The sequence below is a fragment of the Alicyclobacillus hesperidum genome (assembly GCF_900107035.1).
Lineage (GTDB): Bacteria > Bacillota > Bacilli > Alicyclobacillales > Alicyclobacillaceae > Alicyclobacillus > Alicyclobacillus hesperidum.
Genome location: NZ_FNOJ01000003.1, coordinates 111017 through 132401, shown reverse-complemented (window position 1 = coordinate 132401; position 21385 = coordinate 111017). Strand labels below are relative to the sequence as shown.

The 21385-nt window shown below is 56.6% G+C and carries 21 protein-coding genes and 2 riboswitches; of the genes, 18 read left to right on the top strand and 3 right to left on the bottom strand.

From position 1 onward, the window contains the following. The first annotated feature begins 202 nt into the window (after positions 1 to 202). From BLU70_RS03150 to hisIE, 8 genes are read left to right on the top strand one after another with little or no spacing between them, the layout of a single operon-like run. Positions 203 to 1327: an ATP phosphoribosyltransferase regulatory subunit gene (locus BLU70_RS03150; RefSeq protein ID WP_006447448.1), complete on the top strand. Its 1125-nt coding sequence runs from the start codon at positions 203 to 205 to the stop codon at positions 1325 to 1327. Beyond that, the gene (gene hisG, locus BLU70_RS03145) at positions 1327 to 1986 is read left to right on the top strand and encodes an ATP phosphoribosyltransferase (RefSeq protein WP_006447447.1); all 660 of its coding nucleotides are present in this window, start codon (positions 1327 to 1329) and stop codon (positions 1984 to 1986) included. Before BLU70_RS03150 ends, hisG begins: the two co-directional genes overlap by 1 nt. Beyond that, on the top strand, positions 1967 to 3250 hold the full coding sequence (hisD, locus tag BLU70_RS03140) for a histidinol dehydrogenase (RefSeq protein ID WP_040289852.1): 1284 nt from the start codon (positions 1967 to 1969) through the stop codon (positions 3248 to 3250). The genes hisG and hisD overlap by 20 nt, the downstream gene beginning before the upstream one ends. Then, entirely contained in the window at positions 3240 to 3842 is a 603-nt protein-coding gene (gene hisB / locus BLU70_RS03135; RefSeq protein WP_040289851.1) for an imidazoleglycerol-phosphate dehydratase HisB, read from the top strand. Before hisD ends, hisB begins: the two co-directional genes overlap by 11 nt. Beyond that, the gene (gene hisH, locus BLU70_RS03130) at positions 3839 to 4504 is read left to right on the top strand and encodes an imidazole glycerol phosphate synthase subunit HisH (protein ID WP_040289848.1); all 666 of its coding nucleotides are present in this window, start codon (positions 3839 to 3841) and stop codon (positions 4502 to 4504) included. The genes hisB and hisH overlap by 4 nt, the downstream gene beginning before the upstream one ends. Then, positions 4498 to 5250: a 1-(5-phosphoribosyl)-5-[(5-phosphoribosylamino)methylideneamino]imidazole-4-carboxamide isomerase gene (hisA, locus tag BLU70_RS03125; RefSeq protein ID WP_006447442.1), complete on the top strand. Its 753-nt coding sequence runs from the start codon at positions 4498 to 4500 to the stop codon at positions 5248 to 5250. The genes hisH and hisA overlap by 7 nt, the downstream gene beginning before the upstream one ends. Continuing rightward, complete coding sequence (hisF, locus tag BLU70_RS03120; RefSeq protein ID WP_074691872.1) at positions 5250 to 6020, top strand: imidazole glycerol phosphate synthase subunit HisF; 771 nt, start codon at positions 5250 to 5252, stop codon at positions 6018 to 6020. Before hisA ends, hisF begins: the two co-directional genes overlap by 1 nt. Next, a complete protein-coding gene (gene hisIE, locus BLU70_RS03115) occupies positions 6008 to 6799 on the top strand; it encodes a bifunctional phosphoribosyl-AMP cyclohydrolase/phosphoribosyl-ATP diphosphatase HisIE (RefSeq protein WP_074691869.1) in 792 nt (263 codons plus the stop codon). Before hisF ends, hisIE begins: the two co-directional genes overlap by 13 nt. On the opposite strand, the gene BLU70_RS03110 is transcribed toward hisIE, so the two are convergent. After that, positions 6796 to 7782 (bottom strand): aldo/keto reductase, encoded by a 987-nt coding sequence (locus BLU70_RS03110; protein ID WP_040289840.1) that lies wholly within the window; start codon positions 7780 to 7782, stop codon positions 6796 to 6798. The genes hisIE and BLU70_RS03110 overlap by 4 nt on opposite strands. A 406-nt stretch (positions 7783 to 8188) precedes the next feature. Between BLU70_RS03110 and BLU70_RS14545 the strand changes: the two genes are divergently transcribed. The 10 genes from BLU70_RS14545 to BLU70_RS03060 all read left to right on the top strand — a co-directional run bounded on the left by BLU70_RS14545 (position 8189) and on the right by BLU70_RS03060 (position 18816). Further along, positions 8189 to 8380, top strand: coding sequence for a hypothetical protein (locus BLU70_RS14545; protein WP_074691866.1), 192 nt, complete (start codon positions 8189 to 8191; stop codon positions 8378 to 8380). A gap of 81 nt (positions 8381 to 8461) precedes the next feature. Further along, positions 8462 to 8710 (top strand): hypothetical protein, encoded by a 249-nt coding sequence (locus tag BLU70_RS03100; protein WP_100218654.1) that lies wholly within the window; start codon positions 8462 to 8464, stop codon positions 8708 to 8710. A 112-nt stretch (positions 8711 to 8822) separates the two neighbouring features. Beyond that, positions 8823 to 9755, top strand: a complete 933-nt coding sequence (locus BLU70_RS03095; RefSeq protein WP_006447434.1) for a DMT family transporter — start codon at positions 8823 to 8825, stop codon at positions 9753 to 9755. A gap of 55 nt (positions 9756 to 9810) precedes the next feature. Beyond that, positions 9811 to 9956: riboswitch (FMN riboswitch) on the top strand. Between the two features lie 81 nt (positions 9957 to 10037). Beyond that, positions 10038 to 11189: a bifunctional diaminohydroxyphosphoribosylaminopyrimidine deaminase/5-amino-6-(5-phosphoribosylamino)uracil reductase RibD gene (gene ribD / locus BLU70_RS03090; protein ID WP_006447433.1), complete on the top strand. Its 1152-nt coding sequence runs from the start codon at positions 10038 to 10040 to the stop codon at positions 11187 to 11189. A gap of 12 nt (positions 11190 to 11201) precedes the next feature. Then, positions 11202 to 11873: a riboflavin synthase gene (locus BLU70_RS03085; RefSeq protein WP_074691863.1), complete on the top strand. Its 672-nt coding sequence runs from the start codon at positions 11202 to 11204 to the stop codon at positions 11871 to 11873. Between the two features lie 24 nt (positions 11874 to 11897). Further along, a complete protein-coding gene (locus BLU70_RS03080) occupies positions 11898 to 13091 on the top strand; it encodes a bifunctional 3,4-dihydroxy-2-butanone-4-phosphate synthase/GTP cyclohydrolase II (protein WP_006447431.1) in 1194 nt (397 codons plus the stop codon). A gap of 66 nt (positions 13092 to 13157) precedes the next feature. Then, positions 13158 to 13625 (top strand): 6,7-dimethyl-8-ribityllumazine synthase, encoded by a 468-nt coding sequence (gene ribH, locus BLU70_RS03075; protein WP_040289836.1) that lies wholly within the window; start codon positions 13158 to 13160, stop codon positions 13623 to 13625. Positions 13626 to 13643: 18 nt separating this feature from the next. Continuing rightward, the gene (locus BLU70_RS03070; RefSeq protein ID WP_074691860.1) at positions 13644 to 15575 is read left to right on the top strand and encodes a S9 family peptidase; all 1932 of its coding nucleotides are present in this window, start codon (positions 13644 to 13646) and stop codon (positions 15573 to 15575) included. Positions 15576 to 15715: 140 nt separating this feature from the next. Beyond that, positions 15716 to 15820: riboswitch (TPP riboswitch) on the top strand. 96 nt (positions 15821 to 15916) lie between these two features. Next, on the top strand, positions 15917 to 16501 hold the full coding sequence (locus tag BLU70_RS03065) for an ECF transporter S component (RefSeq protein ID WP_006447428.1): 585 nt from the start codon (positions 15917 to 15919) through the stop codon (positions 16499 to 16501). Further along, positions 16498 to 18816: an ATP-binding cassette domain-containing protein gene (locus BLU70_RS03060; protein WP_074691858.1), complete on the top strand. Its 2319-nt coding sequence runs from the start codon at positions 16498 to 16500 to the stop codon at positions 18814 to 18816. The genes BLU70_RS03065 and BLU70_RS03060 overlap by 4 nt, the downstream gene beginning before the upstream one ends. A 102-nt stretch (positions 18817 to 18918) precedes the next feature. On the opposite strand, the gene BLU70_RS03055 is transcribed toward BLU70_RS03060, so the two are convergent. Both BLU70_RS03055 and BLU70_RS03050 read right to left on the bottom strand, forming a co-directional pair. Further along, a complete protein-coding gene (locus BLU70_RS03055) occupies positions 18919 to 19821 on the bottom strand; it encodes an alpha/beta hydrolase (RefSeq protein WP_006447426.1) in 903 nt (300 codons plus the stop codon). Between the two features lie 218 nt (positions 19822 to 20039). Next, on the bottom strand, positions 20040 to 21311 hold the full coding sequence (locus BLU70_RS03050) for a glycosyltransferase family 39 protein (RefSeq protein WP_074691854.1): 1272 nt from the start codon (positions 21309 to 21311) through the stop codon (positions 20040 to 20042). Positions 21312 to 21385: the final 74 nt, after the last annotated feature.

Below are 21385 nucleotides of genomic sequence, written 5' to 3'. Positions count from 1 at the left end.
TGTACTGTCCGGTGCAATACTTTATGCGGCCTGTGTCGCGACCGCAGCGGATGCTTGCCCAACCTCACGGGTTGCAAATACACGGATCTTCATATATGCTTGCTTTAGTACATTAGCGAAGTAAAGTGACTGCACATCGCATATGGGCACCCACATAAGTGGCAGTGACCCAGGACAGATAGAGATGGCGTGGTGAGTTAGCGTGGCAAACGATTTGTTCATCGGAGGAGCAGGATCTGTAGCCTTCGCGGCGGACCTGGGTTTTGCCGAAAGGCCACCAGGCATGCAGGATGGTTACCCTGACTTTGCAAAACAGCGGCGGGATGTCGAATCCCGGCTCCTTTCGTTTTTTGAGGAAGCAGGTTGCCAGCCGGTGACCAGTGGGCTATTTGAATATGTCGACACGCTGTTGCGCGCGAGATCGAGTGAGGCGGCGCGAGACTGGATTCAATTGTTTGACGGCGGCGGAAATGCTATCGCTTTGCGCCCCGAAATGACGCCTTCCATCGCGCGTATGGCGGCACCGCGTGTCGCGAGTGGGCGCGTGCCTATTCGCTGGTGCTACTGTGAACGCGTGTACCGTCGAACGAGCGATCCCGCTTCACTTTCGTGGGCCAGTGGCAAAGCGGCCGAGTCGACACAAGTCGGCGTCGAATGGATTGGCGAACCGGCCAGCGTGGCCACAGACGCGGCATTGCTCACGTGGTTGCACGATGCCGCAACGCGCGCGGGCATCGCCGAGCATAAAATTGTCGTCAGTCATGCTCGTTTTGTGCCGAAACTGTTGCAGGCGCTTGGTTTTCCGCGCGACGTGAGCCTTCAGCTTTTGCAGTGCCTGACAACGGGCGACTACGTTCTATTTCGACAGACGGTCGATCGCGCTGCTACAGAGTGCGGCGATATTTTGACAAGGCTGCTGCGCTGGTCGCCGGAACGCAAGGGGCTGCAAAGAGGCGCCATCAATCGCGAGCAGTCGGCGAGGGAATTAAACGATTTGCTCCATGCGGCACCTGATCGTGAAGCGGCGGCTGAAGTGGTACATGCGTGGGGATATTTGTGTGAATTGGCAGACGCACTCGCCGCGGCTGGCTTAGCGCCACACTGCACGACATTTGACCTCACACTCCATCGCGATATGGATTACTACACAGGCATTGTCTTTGAGGCATTTGCACATGGCGTTGGTGCACCTATTGCGCTTGGTGGTCGCTATGACGAACTGCTTGCCCAGTTTGGCGCACCTGCGGCGGCCATTGGCTTCACGTTTGAGGTCGAACGCGTGCTTGCCGTGCTTGAGGCTACAGCCAAGAGTGGGAGGGATGCCTGATGCTGACAGTGGCACTTGCCAAGGGAAGAACGGCAGAAGATGCGTTGCCATTATGGCGTGCAGCGGGCATCCCGTTGCCAGAAGATATGGACGAAAGCCGAGCACTCGTCTTCGAAGTGCCCTGGGATGGCCATCCTCCTCTGCGTTATCTACTCGCGAAGCCTGCCGATGTGCCAACCTATGTTGCTTACGGCGTCGCCGATGTCGGGATTGTTGGCAAGGACGTGTTGCTTGAGCAGGATAGGGAGATGTACGAGTTGCTTGATCTCGGTGTCGCGCGCTGTAGGCTGTGTGTCGCCGGGCTCGAGGGCGATCGCGCAACTCAACCGCGCCGAGTGGCGACGAAGTATCCGAAGCTTGCGGATCGCTATTTCCGGGCACTTGGGCATTCGGTCGAGATTGTACCGCTTTCCGGTTCCATTGAATTAGCGAGCGTGATCGGCTTGACGGATCGCATTTTCGATCTCGTACAAACGGGTGCGACGCTCGCGGCCAACGGCCTGGTGGTGTTTGACGAAGTTGCCGACATTTCGGCGCGACTGGTCGCCAATCGCTCCAGCTACCGCATGAAGCACGATGATATTGTGGCGATGGCAAATTGCTTGCAAGCGGCAATCGATCAGCGAGGAGGACAGGCACATGCGCTTAAACGTGGTTGAACGCAGCGACTTTTCGTGGGAGCGACGGGCGACGGAAAACGAAGAGGCACTCCGGCAGGTGGCTGCTATCGTCGCCGATGTGCGCGAGCGCGGCGATGCGGCGGTGGCCGACTGGACAGCCAAGTTGGACAAGCAAACGGGGGTGGCGCTTCGCGTACCGCAAGCGGCGCTACAGGCCTCGTTTGAGGCATTGGCGCCCGAATTGCGGGAGGCGCTCTCCTTGGCGGCGGATCGGATTCGGCGTTATCACGAGGCGCAGTGGCCGGAAGATTTCACACTATACGGAGACGATGGCGAGCAACTCGGTCTTGTTTGGCGACCGCTTCGACGTGTCGGCGTGTACGCACCTGGGGGGCGCGGGGCGTACCCATCGACCGTGCTGATGGACGTGATTCCGGCACAGGTCGCAGGTGTCGCGGAGATTGCGCTTGTGTCGCCGCCGGGGCCGACGGGGCTGCCGCACCCGCAAGTGTTAGCGGCGGCTCATCTGCTAGGTGTCGATGAAGTATATGCGGTGGGCGGGGCGCAAGCGGTCGCGGCTTTGGCTTACGGAACCAAGACGATTGCACGCGTCGACAAAATTGTCGGCCCTGGCAACCTTTACGTGGCACTCGCAAAGCGACTCGTGATGGGAGACGTCGGTATCGACTCCATTGCAGGTCCCAGTGAAGTGCTGATTATCGCCGACGAGGCGGCAAATCCTCGCTACATTGCGGCCGACATGCTGGCGCAGGCGGAGCACGACCCCGAGGCCGGCGCCTTATGCGTAAGCCCATCGATCGCGCTGTTGGAGCAAGTGGCCGACGAACTCGAGCGCCAGCTTGTGGATCTACCGCGCGCCGAGATCGCAGAGCAGGCCTTGGCGAGGTGGGGTGCGTTGGTACATGTCGAATCGCTAACCGAAGCGGCCAATCTTTGTAACCAATTGGCGCCGGAGCATGTGGAATTGTTGGTGGACCACTCCGAAGAACTGCTGTCGTCGATTCACTTTGCGGGGGCTGTCTTCCTTGGCGAAGCGACGCCAGAGCCTGTGGGTGACTATTTTGCGGGTAGCAATCACGTTTTGCCAACCCACGGTAGTGCGCGTTACGCCAGCGGGCTCGGCACCCACGACTTTTTGCGGCGCATGAGCGTGGTTGCCTATAGTCGAAAGACGCTTGCCAAACATGCCCGCCATATCGTCGCGTTGGCTGAGGCGGAAGGCTTGACGGCTCACGCGCGTTCCATCCTCGTCCGACAGGAGGCTGACCACAATGACCGCTGATGCTCAACGCACCTATAGCGCACATGTCGAGCGTGCGACGGGCGAGACAAAGATCGATCTCACGCTTCATTTACACGGTACAGGCCGCGTATCGCTCGCTTTTCCCGTACCCTTTTTGCGCCATATGTTACACCTTTTTGCCGCGCACGGCTCGTTCGATCTCGATATCACAGCCGATGGCGACGTCGACGTCGACGATCATCATCTCGTCGAGGACATCGGCCTTTGTCTCGGCCGTGCCATCGCGATCGCGCTTGGCGACAAGCGAGGCATTCGCCGTTACGGCGAGCGGCACACGCCAATGGACGAGACATTGGCGCGCGCCGTGATCGACCTGTCGGGAAGGCCGGCCTTCGTACTTCAGGCGTCGTTTAGCGATACGCGCATTGGAACATTTCCTACCGAGTTGGTGGCTGAGTTTTTTAAGTCCGTCGCCAACGAGGGGCGTATGGCTTTGCACCTGGCCGTCCTTTATGGCGAAAACAATCATCACATGGTGGAAGCCCTGTTTAAGGCGTTCGGCGCAGCGCTGCGCGAAGCTGTCACGCTGACAGGCGGAGGCGTCAATAGCACCAAGGGGGTGCTTGAATGATCGTCGTCCTTGATCCGGGGATCGGCAATTTGCACAGTGTCCTTGGCGGGCTTCGGAGAGTGGGACGCGAAGCCGTCGTCATTTCAGATAAAGAGGCCTGGGACAATCTCCGCAACGATGCAGACGGGCCCGTGCAGGGCGTCATTTTGCCGGGGGTCGGTGCGTTTGGCGACGCTATGACACAGTTGCGCCTTTCCGGGCTGGTTTCCGTAGTGGAACAGGTTGTCACGTCGCGCATCCCGCTCCTTGGTATTTGTGTTGGCATGCAGCTCTTGTTCAAAGTGTCGTTTGAACACGGCGAGCATCCCGGCTTGGCGCTTTTGCCTGGGCGGGTTGTGCGGTTCCCAGCAACGGCGAAAGTGCCGCATATGGGATGGAACGATTTGACCAGTGTACGGAGCCATCATCCGCTGCTACAAGACGTTGCCATCGGGGATTTTGTCTATTTCGTCCACTCGTATTACGTGCAGGCTGATGAGGCAAGCGACGTCATAGCGGCGGCCTCCTACGGCGGCATAGAGGTGCCGGCCGTCGTTGGGCGCGGTCTCGTCTACGGAACTCAATTTCATCCAGAGAAGAGCGGCAAGGTGGGCGAAACCATCCTCCGCAATTTTGTGCGGTTGACCGAACTCGAAAGGTCGGAGGTGTCGTCGCCATGGTGAGCCAGGACTTTATACTGTTTCCGGCCATTGACGTGCTCGGTGGTCGCTGTGTGCGGCTGTACCAGGGCGACTATGAACAGCGCACCGAGTACAACCAACATCCCGCTGCCGTGGCGCAGCAGTGGTGTGAAGCAGGTGCGCGCTTTCTGCATGTTGTCGATCTCGATGGCGCGAAAGACGGTGCAAGTATCAACGCGGCGACCATCGAAGACATCGTGCGAACGGCCAGGTCTTACGGAGCATCCGTCCAGGTCGGTGGTGGCATTCGCAACCGCGACGCCATCGCTCGTTGGCTAGATCTTGGGGTCGAACGTGTCGTGCTTGGCACCGTTTCGCGGGACATCGAACAAATGGCCCAGTTCGCCTCCGAATTTGGCGGTCGCCGCATCGTCGCCGGCCTTGATGGCCGTGGAGGCAAATTGGCTGTTACAGGTTGGCTTGAACAAACCAATACTCCCATCGTCGATCTCGCGCATGAACTCGCCAAAGTCGGTGTTTTACACGCCTTAGTCACCGATGTCGATCGCGACGGAACCGGGCAAGGTGCGAATCTTCAACTGGCGCGGTCGGTGCAAGAGGCGGGGCTTTGGAGTATTGCAAGCGGCGGCATCAGCGGACGCGACGACATCTTGGCGGCCAAGGCGGCAGGGCTCGCCGGTGCCGTCGTCGGCAAGGCGTTATACGACGGCAAGTTCGACCTGCGCAGTGTGATGCAGGAGCTTGCGGTGAAAGGAGATGGCGTTTGATGTTGACCAAACGCATCATCCCCTGCTTTGACGTGCTCGATGGGCGCGTGGTCAAACACGTTGGTTTCCTCAACAACCGCCGAGATGCGGGTGATCCGGTCGCACTGGCTCAGATTTATTGCGACGCCGGAGCCGACGAACTGGTGTTACTCGACATTTCCGCGTCGAGCGAAGGCCGGTTGGCGACACGCAAGGTCGTAGAGGAAGTTGCCGCGAAGGTCAATATTCCACTGACGGTCGGAGGCGGTGTATCGACCGTGGAAGATGTGCGTTCGTTGCTCTTGTCTGGCGCAGACAAGGTGTCGATGAACACAGGTGCGTTTCGCAATCCGCGCCTCATCGAAGAATCGGCGCACCGCTTCGGAGAACAGTGCGTTGTCGTCGCCATCGATGCTAACCTTCATGCGCAAATGGGCACCTATGAAGTCATGCTGCAAGGGGGCAAAGTTGGCACGGGTAGCGACGCGATCGCGTGGGCAAAGCGCGCAGCCGAACTGGGGGCGGGCGAAATATTATTGACGAGCTTTCGCCAGGACGGTACACGAGCTGGATATGATCTCGAGCTGACGAGTGCGATAGCGCGTGCAGTCAACATTCCGATCATCGCTAGCGGCGGTGCGGGGGCAAAGGAACACTTCTTCGATGTATTAACCGAAGGGATGGCAGATGCGGCATTGGCGGCGAGTGTGTTTCACTTCGCTGAGACGAGTGTTCGCGATGTGAAATCGTATCTCCGTGAGAGAGGGGTGCCTGTGCGATGGGTGGAGTAAAAGGTGAAATCGACCTTGCTGCTGTGCGCTACGATACGGCAACTGGGTTGGTTCCGGTCGTCGTGCAGGATGCAGAGACGGGCGCCGTGCTCATGCTTGCCTATGCGAACCGCGAGGCGCTGAAACGGACGCTTGCGACAGGATATGCGTGGTTTTGGAGCAGATCGCGCCAGGAATATTGGCGAAAAGGTGCCACCTCCGGCAACGTGCAAGAGGTCGTCGAACTGCGCCTCGACTGCGATGGCGATACCGTTTTGTATCTCGTCCGCCCACATGGGCCAGCTTGTCACACGGGCGAGGAGACGTGTTTTTACCGGCGACTGACACATGGGGGCGTCGAAGGGCCGATTCCTCGCGGTGTTGTTCAGGAACACGAAGACGCAAGATCAGGCGATGACGCGATTGTGACTGCAAAGGGTTGGGTCAATTCGGAGATGGCGGAGTCGGCGATGGTTGAGGCGGACCGCGCTGCACCACTGCAGATGGATTGGCGGGTGCTTGATACCCTTTGGCAGACGATTGACGAACGCTATTGCAATAGGCCGCAAGGGAGTTATACGACTTACTTGTTCGAGCATGGTGCATTGCGAATCGGTAAAAAGGTAGGCGAAGAGGCGACGGAGGCGGCACTCGCTGCGGTGGCTTATGAATGCCGTGGCGGGGATCAGGGAGAGTTGGCAGCGGAGTCGGCCGATTTGTTGTATCACTTGATGGTGCTGTGGCGCAATGCCGGGCTATCGCCGACCGATGTGCTTGCCGTCTTGGCTGCTCGGGCTTAAAGCCCGAGCGTTTTCATGTTGGCTTCTGGATAGCGAGTGCCTGCGGCTACCCCTTTCGGTGCGATTTCGTCGATGGTTGCGAGATCGTCGGCGGTAACTTGCACGCGTAAGGCTCCGAAGTTGTCCTCCAGATACGTACGTCGCTTCGTCCCAGGAATGGGGACGATGTCCTCTCCTCGTGCCAACAGCCAAGCGATAGCCAATTGGGCAGGTGTACATCCTTTTTCTTCTGCCATACGGCGGATTTTGGCCACGAGTTGCAAGTTTTTTGCAAAGTTATCTCCTTGGAAACGTGGCGAGTTGCGGCGGTAGTCGTCTTCGGGCAGATCTTCATAGCGCGTGATTTCACCTGTCAAGAAGCCGCGGCCAAGCGGGCTATAGGCCACAAATCCGATTCCTAATTCGCGTACTACAGGAAGGATATCGTCTTCCACATCTCGGCTCCATAACGAATACTCCGTTTGCAAAGCCGCAATCGGATGTACTTGATGCGCCCGTCGGATTGTTTCCGCGCCCGCTTCTGACAAACCGAGATAGCGCACTTTGCCGGCTTGCACGAGTTCGGCCATCGCACCCACCGTTTCTTCGATAGGGACCGACGGATCGACACGATGTTGATAGTACAGGTCGATGTGATCGACACCGAGACGTTGTAAGCTTTTGTCGCATGCCTCTTTCACGTATTCGGGGCGCCCGTTGATGCCGAGGAACGTTCCGTCCGCCGCGCGTACATTGCCGAATTTTGTCGCGATCACAACCTCGTCGCGATAGGGCCGAAGTGCCTTTCCGACGAGTCGCTCGTTTTCTCCGACGCCGTACATGTCGGCGGTATCGAAAAAGTTGATGCCAAGTTCAATGGCGCGCTCTATCGTGCGGATGGATTCTTCATCATTACGGTTGCTGTAAAAGTCCGACATACCCATACAGCCAAGGCCGATGGCTGAAACCGTGAGACCCTGTGAGCCTAGCTTGCGCATTTGCATGTTGCCTGCCTCCCATCTCAAGTACGAAAACTGCCAAGGGTTTGCTCCTTAAAGGCCATTGTCAATCATCCTGCGGAAAAAGGCAAAACGATGCGGAAGTACAGATGACACAGGTTCCTGTTTGAACGGCAGATTCGTAACGCGCTTTCTTGTTGTCAGCACACGACATCGCAAGGAGTCGTTGCTGGGCGCGTTTTGGCATGGCTGGAAACGCAAGAACGGCTGGTGTTGCCGACAAGCGCGCCAGGACAGGCTATGAGCTAATACCTGAAGCAGTGGACGAAGCTTGCGTGCTATGTGGAAGACGGGCAGCTGACGCTCGAGGTACTCTTGCCCTGGTCAAACACGCTACCGACGGGAGTTCGGTGGGGAAAGTGTACTAACACCGAAAAGGCCTGCCAGATCGATGGCGGGGCTTTTTCATGACCGCGATTCGTTGCTACAGTTTCTAAACTTCAATGGGCATGCATTCGTGATGGACCACAAACAGGTTGAGGATTTTCTTGTCGACGTGGTGAATCATCAGTACACATTTGAACCGGTTATCCACGTGATCGAATCACATGGCCATCCACAATCGCAAAAACCTGACGTTTGAAGGCACCATACCTACATCAGGACACACGCCCTACCTAGGACGTTCCATCGGTGCATTGGATGTACCATGGAGGTGAATGCCGTGGTTGTCATCTTGCGCCAAATGGCGACCGGGAGTGCGGAAATTGTCGTCACAGCGGGAAGCAGTTCGGATGAACAAGTGGTCATTGCGGACTATCTCGGAATGACCGTTGGTGATGTAATCCGCAATCTGGAACGTAAAGGTTATGCGCTGACGTTCGTCACGGAGCACTACCTTGTACTGCAAAAGCAAGCGCGCCGCGAGCGAAAAGCGCGTTATGCCAAACCGACGCTATTTCCGATGTCATAACCGGACTTCCGCATGTCACCTTTTTCTCAAATCTTTATTAAGATTTCCAGTTGGCAACGGCCGGCCGAAGTCGTAGCATAGGCTACGGAGAGATGGAGGCCGGTCGTTGCGTATGCCTAAATGGTTTTTGTTTACGTTGTTGATCCTTGCGAACCTCATCTGGTCTGGCAGCTTTACGGCAACCAGTATTGCCGCCGAGTCGATTGCGCCCACCCTCATTGTCATGTCGCGCATGTTGGTCGGGGGATTGTTGCTTTCGCCAGCGTTATTCGCTCATCGGCGAAATAGCAATTCATGGAGCCTGCCAAAGACCATCCGAATCGCTCTTCTTGGCTTACTCGGGTTTACGCTTCCTGTGACGATGGAAACCATCGGGATCCACATATCCTCACCAGCACTGGGCGCGGTTTCAATCGCACTTGAACCACTGCTCACTCTTTTGGTGTCGTCCGTTATCTTCCATACGCGCCTTGGTCCCCGCAGGTGGTTCGCAATGGGCCTTGCTGCCGTCGGCGCGTGGGTCGTTGCGGGTTGTCCTCGGCCGGGCGTATCGGGTTATCTCGCGGGCGATTTACTCATGCTCGGAGCGGTTGTATGTTATGCCGTCTATAATGCGGTGTCCGGGCGTCTGACTGCCGACGTGCCGGCGACAGGTGCGACGTCCATCATGCTCTTAGCGGGCGGCGTCGGGTGTGTCCCGCTGTTTTGGGCCAGTGGCCATCCCTGGCCACATCAAGTTTCGCCTGCGAGCTTTTGGAGCCTCGTTTTCCTGGCTGTTCTTGCAACCGCAGGCGCATACCTCGTGTGGATTGTCGTCCTGCAAGATCACGATGTCGCCAGCGCGGCGATCACGCTTTATCTGCAGCCCGTATTTGGCGTGCTATTGGCGATCGCGATCGTTCATGAACGCCCGTCCTTGTATTTCTACATGGGTGGCGTCATGATTCTACTTGCTCTCTTTCTTGGGCAGTACAGAGAACGAGATGCGGCAAACCGGAAAGCCGGTCAAGAAACAGACAGACCAGATAAGGTCCAATCTAGGTAAGCACTTGCTTGCGAAACTTGCCGCAATTCGTCATGATAAAGGATGTTCAACTGAATCAATCCTTCGGGGCAGGGTGAGGCCACGCGGCCAATTCCCGATCGGTGGTGATCCGACACAGGTTCGGCGAGTCCACGAGCCAGATAGGCAGGAACTGGTGAGAATCCAGTACCGACGGTACAGTCCGGATGAAAGAAGGAATCGAACCAAGTGGATTTGGCGTGTCTATGTCGCCTTGGCTTGGTCGTTCGGTTATTTCATCGTGGTTTGTGAGCGCCCCTGTCGATGCAGGGGCGCTTGTTGTCGTTTGTGGGGGTGTTTTCACTGCACGTGGACGAGCATTTTATGCGTTATGCGCTTGCGGTGGCAAGTCTTGGCGGCGCGCAGACCTCGCCAAATCCCCGCGTTGGCGCGGTTGTCGTGCGAGACGGCGAGATCGTCGGGCAAGGGGCGCATCTAAAACCGGGCGACCCGCACGCGGAGATCTATGCTTTGCGAATGGCAGGGGAAAAAGCGCAAGGTGCGACGATTTATGTAACGCTCGAGCCTTGCAATCATCATGGGCGCACACCGCCGTGCAGCGAGGCGATTTTGGCAAGCGGCATTAAACGCGTCGTGGTCGCCGTGCTCGACACGGATCCCCGCACGGCCGGGGGGGGCGTTGCACGTCTTCGCGATCACGGGATCGATGTGACGGTCGGCGTGCTAGAAGACGAGGCTCGCGCACTCAACCGCGCTTTCTTTCACCGACTGCAGTCGGGCAGGCCGCTCGTCGTGTATAAGGCAGCGCTGACCTTAAGCGGCCATGTGGCCGCCAACACAGGCCATAGCCAGTACGTCACAGGTCCACTCGCACGCGCGGACGTGCAACGTTTGCGGATGGAGCACCCCGGTATTGCAGTCGGTATTGGAACCGTCCTAGCGGATGATCCGCGATTGACCGTGCGCAACTCAGACACCGAACAGGCTGGCGATTGGCAGCCGCTTCGCGTGATTTTTGATTCTGGGCTGCGGCTGCCAGCTTCGGCACGCATGCTTGCCGAGCCCGGGCAAACTGTGATTGTGACGACCCCATCCGCGCTTGCCGACGAAAGGCGGGTGCAGGAAATTGAGGCGGCAGGGCAGGTTGTTTGGCTCCCGGTCGCCGGGGACAAAGGCCGCACTTCGCTCACAGCGGCATTGCCCAAATTAGCTGCGCTTGGGCTGAACTCGATTCTGCTTGAAGGTGGCCCGACGCTCGCGGCGGCGTTTTTGCAGGATAGGCTCATCGATGACGTGTGTTTCTACGTGGCACCGAAGCTGTTGTTAAATGGCTTGCCGCCGTTTCTGGGGGCAGTTACGCAGTCTATGGCCGAAGCGATTGCCCTTCATCATGTTGCGGTGCGTCAAGTTGGCGATGATCTTTGTATCACAGGTCGCGTGAAGTACGCGCCGTGAGGAGGTGAGAACATGTTCACAGGGTTGGTCGAGGAGTTGGCGCACGTCGTCCGCGTCGATGCGAGCCCACATGGCGCCGCGTTTGAACTGGCAGCTGACAAAATCATGGAAGACATGCAGTTGGGGGATAGCATTGCCGTCAATGGCGTCTGTCTCACGGTCGAGCGCATGCAGGGAGATCATTTCTTCGTCTCGGCTGTGCCTGAGACCCTGCGCCGATCCAACCTTGGTGGCCTGCAAGCTGGAGACGCAGTTCACGTCGAGCGCGCCATGTCTGCCAGCGGGCGCTTTGGTGGGCATATCGTCTCCGGGCATATCGACGGGACAGGCCGCGTGCGCGAGGTGCGCCAAGACGGCATTGCACGTGTGCTGGTCATTGAGGTCGATCCTGCGCTCATCCGGTACATGGTCGACAAGGGCTCTGTTTGTGTCGATGGTGTGAGTCTCACCATTATGCGCGTTGTCGGCCAGGCATTTTCCGTTTCCATCATCCCTCACACGCGCGGTGCAACGCGATTTGGCGGCGTACGCCCAGGAGAAATCGTGAACATCGAGTGTGATATCGTCGCCAAATACGTTGAACGACTCTTGATGGGAGGGGCTGCCGTCGAACATGAGGGAGCCTCAGGCTCAACAACAGGTGGAATTACGTTAGACATGCTGGCGCGGCATGGTTTTGCGTGAATTGTAGAACGTGGGGGTGAAGGTATGGATTCGATTGAAGCAGCTATCGCCGATCTGCGCGAGGGGCGCATCGTCATCGTCGTCGATGACGAGGATCGGGAAAACGAAGGCGATTTTATTGCCCTTGGTGCGAAAGCCACACCAGAGGTTGTCAACTTCATGATCACGCACGGCCGCGGCCTTCTTTGTGTGCCGGTCACCTCGGAGCGGGCGGCGCGCCTTGGTTTCGCGCAGATGATTGAACGCAATACTGACCACTTTGGCACGGCCTTTACCGTTTCCGTCGATGCTGCCAGCACACATACAGGAATTTCGGCCTATGAGCGTGCGGAGACGATCGCAGCGATCGTCTCCGAGACGTCGAAACCGGAACACTTTCGCAGGCCAGGTCACATCTTCCCGCTCATTGCAAAGTCTGGCGGTGTCTTGCGGCGAGCCGGACATACCGAGGCGGCTGTCGATCTCGCTCGTCTTGCCGGTGAACCAGAGGTTGGCGTCATTTGTGAAATTTTGAATGAAGATGGCACGATGGCACGTCTCCCACAGCTGGAAGAAGTGGCACAGAGATTTGGCCTCAAGCTAATCAGCGTCGCCGACCTAATTGCCTACCGCAAGCGTTCGGAAAAATTGGTGAGTCGCCAAGCGGAGGCAAACTTGCCGACCGCATACGGCGATTTTCGGGCCGTTGTGTATACCAACGAGGTCGATGACAAAGAGCACATTGCGCTTGTTTGTGGCGATGTGACAGACGGCGAACCGACGCTAGTCAGGGTGCACTCGGAATGCCTGACCGGCGATGCATTTGGTTCGCTTCGTTGTGACTGTGGGCCCCAGTTGCACGCCGCATTGCGGCAAATTTCTGAAGCGGGCAAAGGTGTATTGCTGTATCTGCGGCAGGAGGGGCGCGGGATTGGGCTTCTCAACAAGATTCGTGCCTACGCCCTCCAGGATGAGGGAGCGGATACGGTGGAAGCCAATCACCGTCTCGGCTTTCCTGACGATCTTCGCGATTACGGCATCGGTGCGCAGATTTTGCGCGATCTCGGCGTGCGCAAAATGCGGCTGTTGACCAACAACGTGCGCAAGTTGCGCGGCATTGCTGGACATGGACTTGAAGTCGTCGAGCGCGTGCCGTTACAGGTGGATCGCAACCCGCACAACGAACTATACCTGCGAACGAAACGAGACAAGTTGGGACATCTGCTGGACTTGCCGTGATCGTACGTGGAGTGGGCTATTGTAAAACCTTATGACAAGCAGGATTGCCAAGAGGAGTGGACGAATTTGCGTACTTACGAAGCACAATTGGTGGCGTCAAATCAACGTGTGGGCATTGTCGTTGCAAGGTTTAACGAGTTCATCACGAGCAAGCTGTTGTCCGGTGCGCTGGACGCGCTCAATCGGCACGGCCTGCCAGAGGACAACGTCGAGGTCGCCTGGGTGCCTGGTGCGTTCGAGATTCCTTCCGCCGCGAAGTGGATGGCGACGAGTGGTCGCTTTGATGTCGTAATCGCCCTAGGAGCCGTGATTCGGGGCTCAACGCCGCACTTCGACTATGTCTCAGCGGAAGTGGCGAAGGGCGTCGCTCAGCTTTCGATGAACACGGACACGCCGGTAATTTTTGGAGTTCTGACAACAGATACCATCGAACAGGCGATTGAGCGCGCAGGCACGAAGGCGGGAAACAAAGGCTGGGATGCGGCTGTCAGCGCTATTGAAATGGCGAATCTGCGGCGGATGTTACAAGGTTGATGGATGGGGGATGGCGTGATGGCAAAACAGCAGCTTGCGAGCTACGGCGCTTGGGCGTCACCGCTCTCTGCGGATAAGGTGGTACAGGCGGCGACGGGGCTTGGCAGTCCGAAGTGGGACGGCGAAAGTCTGTATTGGCTCGAGAGCCGACCGCACGAAGCGGGGCGCATTGCGATTGTGAAACGGTTGCCGGACGGACGCGAGATCGACTGTTTGCCGATCCCATTCAATGCTCGATCCCGCGTACACGAATATGGCGGTGGAGCATATGCGGTCAAAAATGACGTCGTCTATTTTGTAAACTTCTCGGATCAATGTATCTATCGCGTGCGCTTTGCTGGCGAAGAACCTTTGCCGCCTGAGTCTGTGACACAGCCGTCTGCGCTCCGCTTTGGCGACTTGTTTATCGCGGAGGATGTCATTTTCGGCGTTGTGGAAGATCACGGGACGAGCGGCGAACCGGTCAACAGCTTGGCGGTCGTGCGCCTTGCTGACGGTCGGGTCGACATCGTCGCCAGTGGACACGATTTTTACGCGTATCCGCGCCTATCGGCAGACGGCAGGCGGTTGGCTTACATCGCGTGGGATCATCCAAATATGCCATGGAATGGGACCTACCTGTATGTAGCCGATTGGGATGGAGAGAAGCTCGCGAATGCACAGCGGATCGCAGGTGGACGGGAAGAATCTATCTTCCAACCCGAATGGAGCCCGCGTGGGCAATTGTTCTACGTGTCAGACAAGACAAACTGGTGGAATCTGTACGCTTGGGATGCCGGCGGTACGCGCGCCGTCGCACCGCGCGACGTGGAATTTGGACGTCCGCTTTGGCAACTGGGTAGCTCGACGTATGCGTTTATTGACCATTCGCACATCGTAGCTACATACGTGGAGAACGGCTTCGGGCGATTGTGTGAGATCGATGTAGATACAGGTACTTTGACCGATATAGAGACGGCGTTCACGGGCTTTGACGATTTGTTCGCAGATGGTGCGGGTGGTGTGTTCTGTGTCGCCATGTCGACGCGGCGTCCTGCTGTCATCGCGAAGGTGTATGGCAAGAGCGTCGACACCGTCAAGTTTGGACCAAGTGCCGCTCTTAGCGACGACTGGATTGCAGAGCCGGAGGCCATTGTGTTTCCGACTACGGGCGGTGAGGTGGCCTACGGCTTTTACTATCCGCCCACCAATCCACAGTATGTTGCACCTGCTTCCGAGCGGCCACCGCTATTGGTGATGTCGCACGGCGGTCCGACCAGCGCAGCCCGGCCGGTTTACAAATTGTCGATTCAGTACTGGACGACGCGCGGCTTTGGCGTTCTCGATGTCAACTATGGCGGCAGCACTGGGTATGGGCGGAAGTACCGCGAGCGCCTGGCCGGGCAATGGGGCATCGTCGACCTCGACGATTGTTGCCAAGGTGCCTTATATCTTGTCGAGCGTGGCGATGTCGATCGCGATCGGCTGTGTATCACGGGTGGCAGTGCCGGCGGCTACACCACGCTGGCCGTGCTTGCGTTTCGCGATCTGTTCCGCGTTGGTGCAAGTCACTACGGTGTGAGCGATCTCGCTCTGCTCGCCAAGGAGACACACAAGTTTGAATCGCGTTATATTGAGCAACTCGTTGGTCGGTATCCGGAGGAACGGGAGCGATTTGTCGCGAGATCGCCCTTACAGCACGTGGATCAGTTTGCGTGCCCGGTGATTTTCTTCCAGGGTGAAGACGACAAAGTAGTACCGCCCAATCAAGCGGAATTGATGGTCGAGGCACTAAAAAGGAAGGGTGTGCCCGTCGCCTATCTTTTGTTTCCGGGCGAAGGCCATGGGTTTCGGAAGGCGGAAAACGCGAAGCGTGCCTTGGAAGCGCAGTTGTTCTTTTTTGGAGCTATCTTGAACTTTACGCCGGCTGATCCGATTGATCCCGTTCCCATAGAGAACTGGTCGAAGTGAGAAGAAACTTGGACGGGTGGCTGACCTGTACCGATGACCACGGCATCATCATTGGCTTTCGGATAGACACAGGCTTGTTTTTGGCTTGTCGGTTGATGGGGAGCATGCTACACTAGCCTATGAAAAAAGGAATACCGTGAATAGGGGACTAGGGGTGCCGACGTTGGCTGAGAGGTGACATAGTCACCAACCCTTTCGGACTCGACCTGGATAATACCAGCGTGAGGAAGTGCCCACCGTCGCTACGCTATCAGCGCCCTTTTCACCCGTCGTGGAAAGGGCGCTGTTTTGCGTGCGAACAGGTTCTCCCAAAGGTCGTCCTGTCACGGAAGCGAAGGGAGATGCAAGTTGTGCTTGCGAAATGGAAGTTACGTGAAGTCATTTTAATGGTTGTGCTTGCGATTGTCTGCGGCGGATTGTATCGTGTGTGGGACGTAATCAATGCGCTGGTGCCAACGACCGCCTATGCGTTGCAGGCGGCGATGACAGGGTTTTGGATGATTGCAGGTGTTCTCGTTCCCTATATTATTCGACGCCCGCTTGCCGCGTTGATCGCCGAGTTGGTCGCAGCCGCTGTGGAACTTTTGCTTGGTGGACAATTCGGCCTTGGAACCATGGAGTCGGGTCTTATTCAAGGGATTGGCTCGGAAATCGCGTTTCTTATTTTCGCGTATCGGATGTTTAACCTGTCCTCTTGTATGCTTTCCGGAACACTCGCCTCGCTAGCCTACTTGGTTCAATGGTACTTCCAGTATGGAGGCAAGTCGTTGGATCTTGGTACCATGCTTTTATCCATTATGATTTCTCTCGTCAGCGGCGCCATTCTCGGTGGTTGGTTGCCGAAGTTGATGGGTGATGCGCTAAAGCGTACGGGTGCCGTTCGAAATTACGCCATTGCGAAGGATGGGCGGGCGATCCCACAATGAGCCGGCCGCTGCCTATCCATGGCGAGTCGCCGCTTGTATCGGTACGCGATCTCGCCGTGACATACGATGGGGAAGCGAAACCAAGCGTGCGCGGGTGCACATTTTCCATTCACCCGGGCGAATGCGTGTTGCTCGCGGGGCCGAGCGGCAGTGGAAAAAGTACGCTTGCCATGGCCTTGGCTGGCATTATTCCCCGGTCTGTCGAGGGCGTAGTCACGGGCGAATGTTGGATAGCTCCATCGGTATCAAAACCGGGGAAAATTGGCTATGTATTTCAAGATCCAGAATCTCAGTTCTGCATGCACCACGTCGACGACGAGATTGCGTTCGGGCTTGAGAATTTGCAGGTTCCGCGCGACGAAATGGCACAACGGACTAAACAGGCCCTTGCCGCTGTGCATCTGCACGTTCACCCGCACGCGGCGCATGCGCGCTTTTCTGGCGGAATGAAGCAAAAGCTTGCCATCGCCTGTGCACTTGCGATGGAGAGCGAACTGTTCATCTTCGACGAACCAACGGCAAATCTCGACCCGACTTCCACGCGCATGGTGTTCGCCATGATTGCAGAATTGCGCAAACAAGGCAAGACACTTCTCATCATTGAGCATAAGTATGAAGCTTTGTTGCCTGTGGTCGATCGCGTCATTGCACTGAACAATGCAGGCGAGCAGGTCGGTGTTTTTGCTGCCGACGAATGGCGCAGGCTTAGCCAAGGAGAGTCAGGCACCTGCCTGCATCCCAATCCTTTACCGGTCTTCCCCACCTCGTCTCCTGACCCGGTATTAGCGCTTTGCGATTTGGCCTTGACGTACGGCGGGGAGCAGGTCTGGCAAGGGATTGATGCACAGGTTGGGCGCGGAGAATGGATTGCCATCGTTGGACCTAACGGCGCAGGCAAGTCGTCGTTGCTTGAGACGATGGCGGGTTTGCGCCGTCCGTCGAAGGGGATCGTGAAGTTCGCTGGTCGGGCCATCACGGGCATGTCAGCGCGTGAACGCTACTCGCATATCGCATATGGCTTTCAAAACCCAGAATATCAGTTCCTGTATGAGCAGGTAGCGGACGAGATGGCGAGCCGGGTGCTTGGCGATGACATTCCAGAGGACGTACTCCATGCCCTTGACGAGTTTGGGCTGGCCGAACACGCGCATGCCTCCCCTTATGCCTTGAGTCAAGGACAGAAGCGCCGTTTGTCCGTCGCAGTGATGATGCGAACTCATGCGGACATCTGGTTGTTTGACGAACCCACGTATGGTCAGGACCCGGCGTCCGAAGCCCAAATCTTAAATAGGCTATTGCAGTTGCAAGCTGATGGCAAGAGCATTGTCACGGTCACACACGATATGAACTTGGTCCAGACGTACGCTACACGCGTTTGGGTACTCGCTGAGGGCACGCTGTTATACGATGGGGCGGTGTCCGAACTCCTTGAGCGCCAAGACATCCTCGAGCGTGCGCACTTATTCGACGATATAGTGCCGCTTTCAGACGACGGGCCTGATCCATCCGCGGGCATTGCGCCGGAGGATGTGACCACAGCACTGCAACATGCACCGAAGCAGCCTTCCTGGCCAAGAAGATCGCCTGTTGGCAAATGGCATCCAGATGTGAAGGCGTTGACGCTTCTGATCACTGCCGTCGTTTGCATGTGCTGTTGGTCGTTCGGTGAAGCGGGGAGACTCTGGGCCTTGGTCCTCGTCCTAGCGTTTGCGTTCGGGTGGTGCCATCCAGGGAAGATGGTCAAACGTCTGTTACCACTTGTCCTCGTCTACGTGATCTACCTTTGGGCATTCGCGGCAAACGCGGCTACACCGCCGGGATATCGCTACGTGCACTGGCTGTGGTTTCACATCAGCTGGTATGGTTTGAACCAAGGGTTGCTTGTCGTAATGCGGACTTTTGCGACCGTCATCTTGGCTTATGTCCTGCTTGTGACGACGGATGGCACCGATTTTATGGTTGGGTTGAGCCAATCGTTCAGGATTGTACCGAAAATGTCCTATGGTATGATGGCCGGAATGGGATTTCTGGGCCGTTTTGGGCACGACTTAGAGACGTTCCGCATGGCACGGCGCTTACGAGGCCGCGAGGGTTGGTGGATTTTACGGCCTGTCACCTACGCGTTGCCATTGCTCAGCCAGTCCGTTCGTATCAGCGAGCGACTCGCGATCGCGATGGAGGCACGAGGGTTTTATGGAGATCCTGCCAACGCGTGGAACGGGCGTACGTACTATCGGCAAGTATCTTTGCGAGCCCGCGACATGGTCGCCGGCGCTTTGACCATCGCGACGGCGTTGGTGTTATGGTTGACTTAACGTTTTCTCCGAGTAGGGATGGGGCAGCGTGGACGACACGTTGCCCCATCTTCATGTATTGGTCACGTCGTTTATACGGCTATGCCCGTCTCGAAGTGGCGCTCAATCCGGGATCTGCTGCTGAACAAATCGTCCAATTTCTGCAATGGCAGCGTCGGCTTCTGGCATGGGGAAGCTTTGGAACACATGCCACATTTCATCCCAGATATGCAAGGTGACACTGACTCCGGCGGCGCGTGCTTTGTCGGCGAAGCGAACCGAGTCGTCGAGTAAACATTCGTGATCGCCCACGTGAATAAGAAGCGGGGGCAGGCCTTGTAAATCGGCATACAGTGGCGACGCGAGTGGGTGTGTGAGGGTTTCTTCTGCCGTGTACAGTGCGGGCGCCTTGCGAATGCTGTTGGGCTCAAGCCACGGGTCGTAATTGGCGCGCGTAGTCATCGATTCGCCCGTGCCTGCGAGATCGGTCCATGGTGACAAGAGGATGGCGCACGCCGGGAGATCCACGTTTGTGTCGCGTAGCGACAGAAGTGTCGCGGCGGTCAGACCACCTCCAGCAGAGTCGCCTGCGATGGCGATGCATGCTGGAGTTATCCCACCGTCGCGTATGAGTTCTTTGTACACTTCAACTGCATCTTCGACGGCAGCGGGGAATTTATGCTCTGGGGCGAGTCGATATTCGATCAACAGAACGCGAGCCTTGGCAGCTCTGGCGATGCGCCAACACAGACTCCGGTGCGATTCGCAGCTACCCATATAGTAGGCACCACCGTGAAGGTAGAGGATGACGCGGGTGTTCGAAACGCCTTTCACCTCTATCCATTCTCCATGCACACCCGCTATGTTTGTTTGGGTGACGAGCACATCGTCCGGTTGGGGAATGGTTCTGCCCATTTCGTCCAGGGCAGCCCGTTGCAATTCGATGGAGGGTGGGGGGCCTTCATGTTCACCACTGCGATACTGACTAAGCATTTGCCGGATGGCCATGGCTTCGTGGCTAGGCAATTTAATCTCCTCCTACATGCAGATATGAAAGCGTTATCAATACAATCTTATAATATGATAATCTTGTGTGGTAAAGCGGAAAGTCTTTGCCTAAGCGTGACGTATTGCTGATCTCCGTCTTTGGTTGCTATGGGCCGGTAGGTGTTGCGCTATAGAGCTATAGAAAAGAGGCTGCCCTAGGTGATTTGGGAGCAGCCTCATGGTCGTTGTGGTCTAGTTCATTCTCTATGCAAGGAGTCTGATTTCATTTCCCGAAAGATACTCACCAAGCCGACGCCCGCAAAGATCGCAAACAGCGGCATCAGAGGGTATCGGAATCTGTCCCACGCCGGGAAAAAGAAAAAGAAACACGTGTTATACAACAAGAATGCGAAGGGGAGCCAAGCCTGGCGCCACCCCGGGATACGGCGCACCCAAAAGTAGATTAGGCCTATACCGGCAGGCACCATAAAGAGAAAATAAGCAGTCGTCAGAACAGCATCCATCGGACGCAGCCAGCCTGCGACGTGCGGTGAAACGCGAAACGTGTACCAATTCGCATTGAGATCGTCTTTGTATAAATCCCAAATTTTTATAAACCCGTTGACGATGGTTCGGCCGATATGGTGTTCAATATAGTGAAGTGCCGCATGTTCACCGACGGCGTTCTTTTGTACCTCATTGTGAATGTTGAGCAATGGGTTGACGTATGGGTTGTACGACCACCAATAACCCCCATTCGTATGTATTCCCTGAAACAGATTTGTCCCACCGTTTGTCGACACAAGTACCCAATGGTGCATGGTGATGCGGTTGCGAATGGTCACGGGCAGCACGCTGATGAGCATGCCGACAAAGAGCGTAACAGCGCGGGCAATCGCGGGCCAGAATCGCGCTTTCAACGTTCCGGATTGACCGCTCATGACTTCGTACAAGAATACGAACAACGGAAAGGCCAGGGGAATTGGTCGAACGTCAACCGCGAAACCGAGCACAATTCCCGCAATGGCAACACCGAAGGATAGCGCTCGGAAGCGCTCCGCTCGGACATACAAATACAGCGAGATGAGCAACAGCGTGGTAAATAGTTCTTCCGAGCCAAGAACGCTGTTCCACACGATTTGACTCGGCAACAGCGTGTACGCAATGGATGCGGCCAGCGCGTAAGCGTGATTCTGAAATAATCTCCGCGTGAGTACATAAATCATCCAGACGATCACGGTCGACAAAATAGCATTGACTACCAGTCCGACTATCACTGAGGGTCCTGTGATGCGGAAGATCAAAGATAAAAACAAGGGCCAGCCGATGGGCCAGTAGGCCGTGGGTTGACCGAACCAGTTGTAACCCTGATTGTTTGCCAACTCGACAGCGTGATCGTAATACCATTGAAAGTCCGCTTCTTGAACTGGATGCATCAGCCCTATCCAAATGAAGCGCACGATGATATTCGCTGCCAGGACGAGGAAGATGGCCGCCTTTTCACGGCCTTTTGTGGGAAACTGCTTCATGAAGTTGACGGCTCCTTTCAAACAGCATTATGCTACCCTACTTTTGATTTCCTTGCGAGTTCATCCGAAACTTT

What these genes read in the sequence shown, in the direction of transcription:
- BLU70_RS03110 (WP_040289840.1), bottom strand. Translation starts at nt 7,782, where the DNA reads ATGCAAATGCGCAAGCTAGGCTCACAGGGTCTCACGGTTTCAGCCATC.
- hisB (WP_040289851.1), top strand. Translation starts at nt 3,240, where the DNA reads ATGACCGCTGATGCTCAACGCACCTATAGCGCACATGTCGAGCGTGCG.
- ribD (WP_006447433.1), top strand. Translation starts at nt 10,038, where the DNA reads ATGCAGGGGCGCTTGTTGTCGTTTGTGGGGGTGTTTTCACTGCACGTG.
- hisH (WP_040289848.1), top strand. Translation starts at nt 3,839, where the DNA reads ATGATCGTCGTCCTTGATCCGGGGATCGGCAATTTGCACAGTGTCCTT.
- hisD (WP_040289852.1), top strand. Translation starts at nt 1,967, where the DNA reads ATGCGCTTAAACGTGGTTGAACGCAGCGACTTTTCGTGGGAGCGACGG.
- BLU70_RS03065 (WP_006447428.1), top strand. Translation starts at nt 15,917, where the DNA reads ATGCAAGTTGTGCTTGCGAAATGGAAGTTACGTGAAGTCATTTTAATG.
- BLU70_RS03080 (WP_006447431.1), top strand. Translation starts at nt 11,898, where the DNA reads ATGGATTCGATTGAAGCAGCTATCGCCGATCTGCGCGAGGGGCGCATC.
- BLU70_RS03085 (WP_074691863.1), top strand. Translation starts at nt 11,202, where the DNA reads ATGTTCACAGGGTTGGTCGAGGAGTTGGCGCACGTCGTCCGCGTCGAT.
- BLU70_RS03050 (WP_074691854.1), bottom strand. Translation starts at nt 21,311, where the DNA reads ATGAAGCAGTTTCCCACAAAAGGCCGTGAAAAGGCGGCCATCTTCCTC.
- BLU70_RS03095 (WP_006447434.1), top strand. Translation starts at nt 8,823, where the DNA reads ATGCCTAAATGGTTTTTGTTTACGTTGTTGATCCTTGCGAACCTCATC.
- hisG (WP_006447447.1), top strand. Translation starts at nt 1,327, where the DNA reads ATGCTGACAGTGGCACTTGCCAAGGGAAGAACGGCAGAAGATGCGTTG.
- hisF (WP_074691872.1), top strand. Translation starts at nt 5,250, where the DNA reads ATGTTGACCAAACGCATCATCCCCTGCTTTGACGTGCTCGATGGGCGC.
- hisIE (WP_074691869.1), top strand. Translation starts at nt 6,008, where the DNA reads ATGGGTGGAGTAAAAGGTGAAATCGACCTTGCTGCTGTGCGCTACGAT.
- BLU70_RS03070 (WP_074691860.1), top strand. Translation starts at nt 13,644, where the DNA reads ATGGCAAAACAGCAGCTTGCGAGCTACGGCGCTTGGGCGTCACCGCTC.
- BLU70_RS03060 (WP_074691858.1), top strand. Translation starts at nt 16,498, where the DNA reads ATGAGCCGGCCGCTGCCTATCCATGGCGAGTCGCCGCTTGTATCGGTA.
- hisA (WP_006447442.1), top strand. Translation starts at nt 4,498, where the DNA reads ATGGTGAGCCAGGACTTTATACTGTTTCCGGCCATTGACGTGCTCGGT.
- BLU70_RS14545 (WP_074691866.1), top strand. Translation starts at nt 8,189, where the DNA reads ATGGCGGGGCTTTTTCATGACCGCGATTCGTTGCTACAGTTTCTAAAC.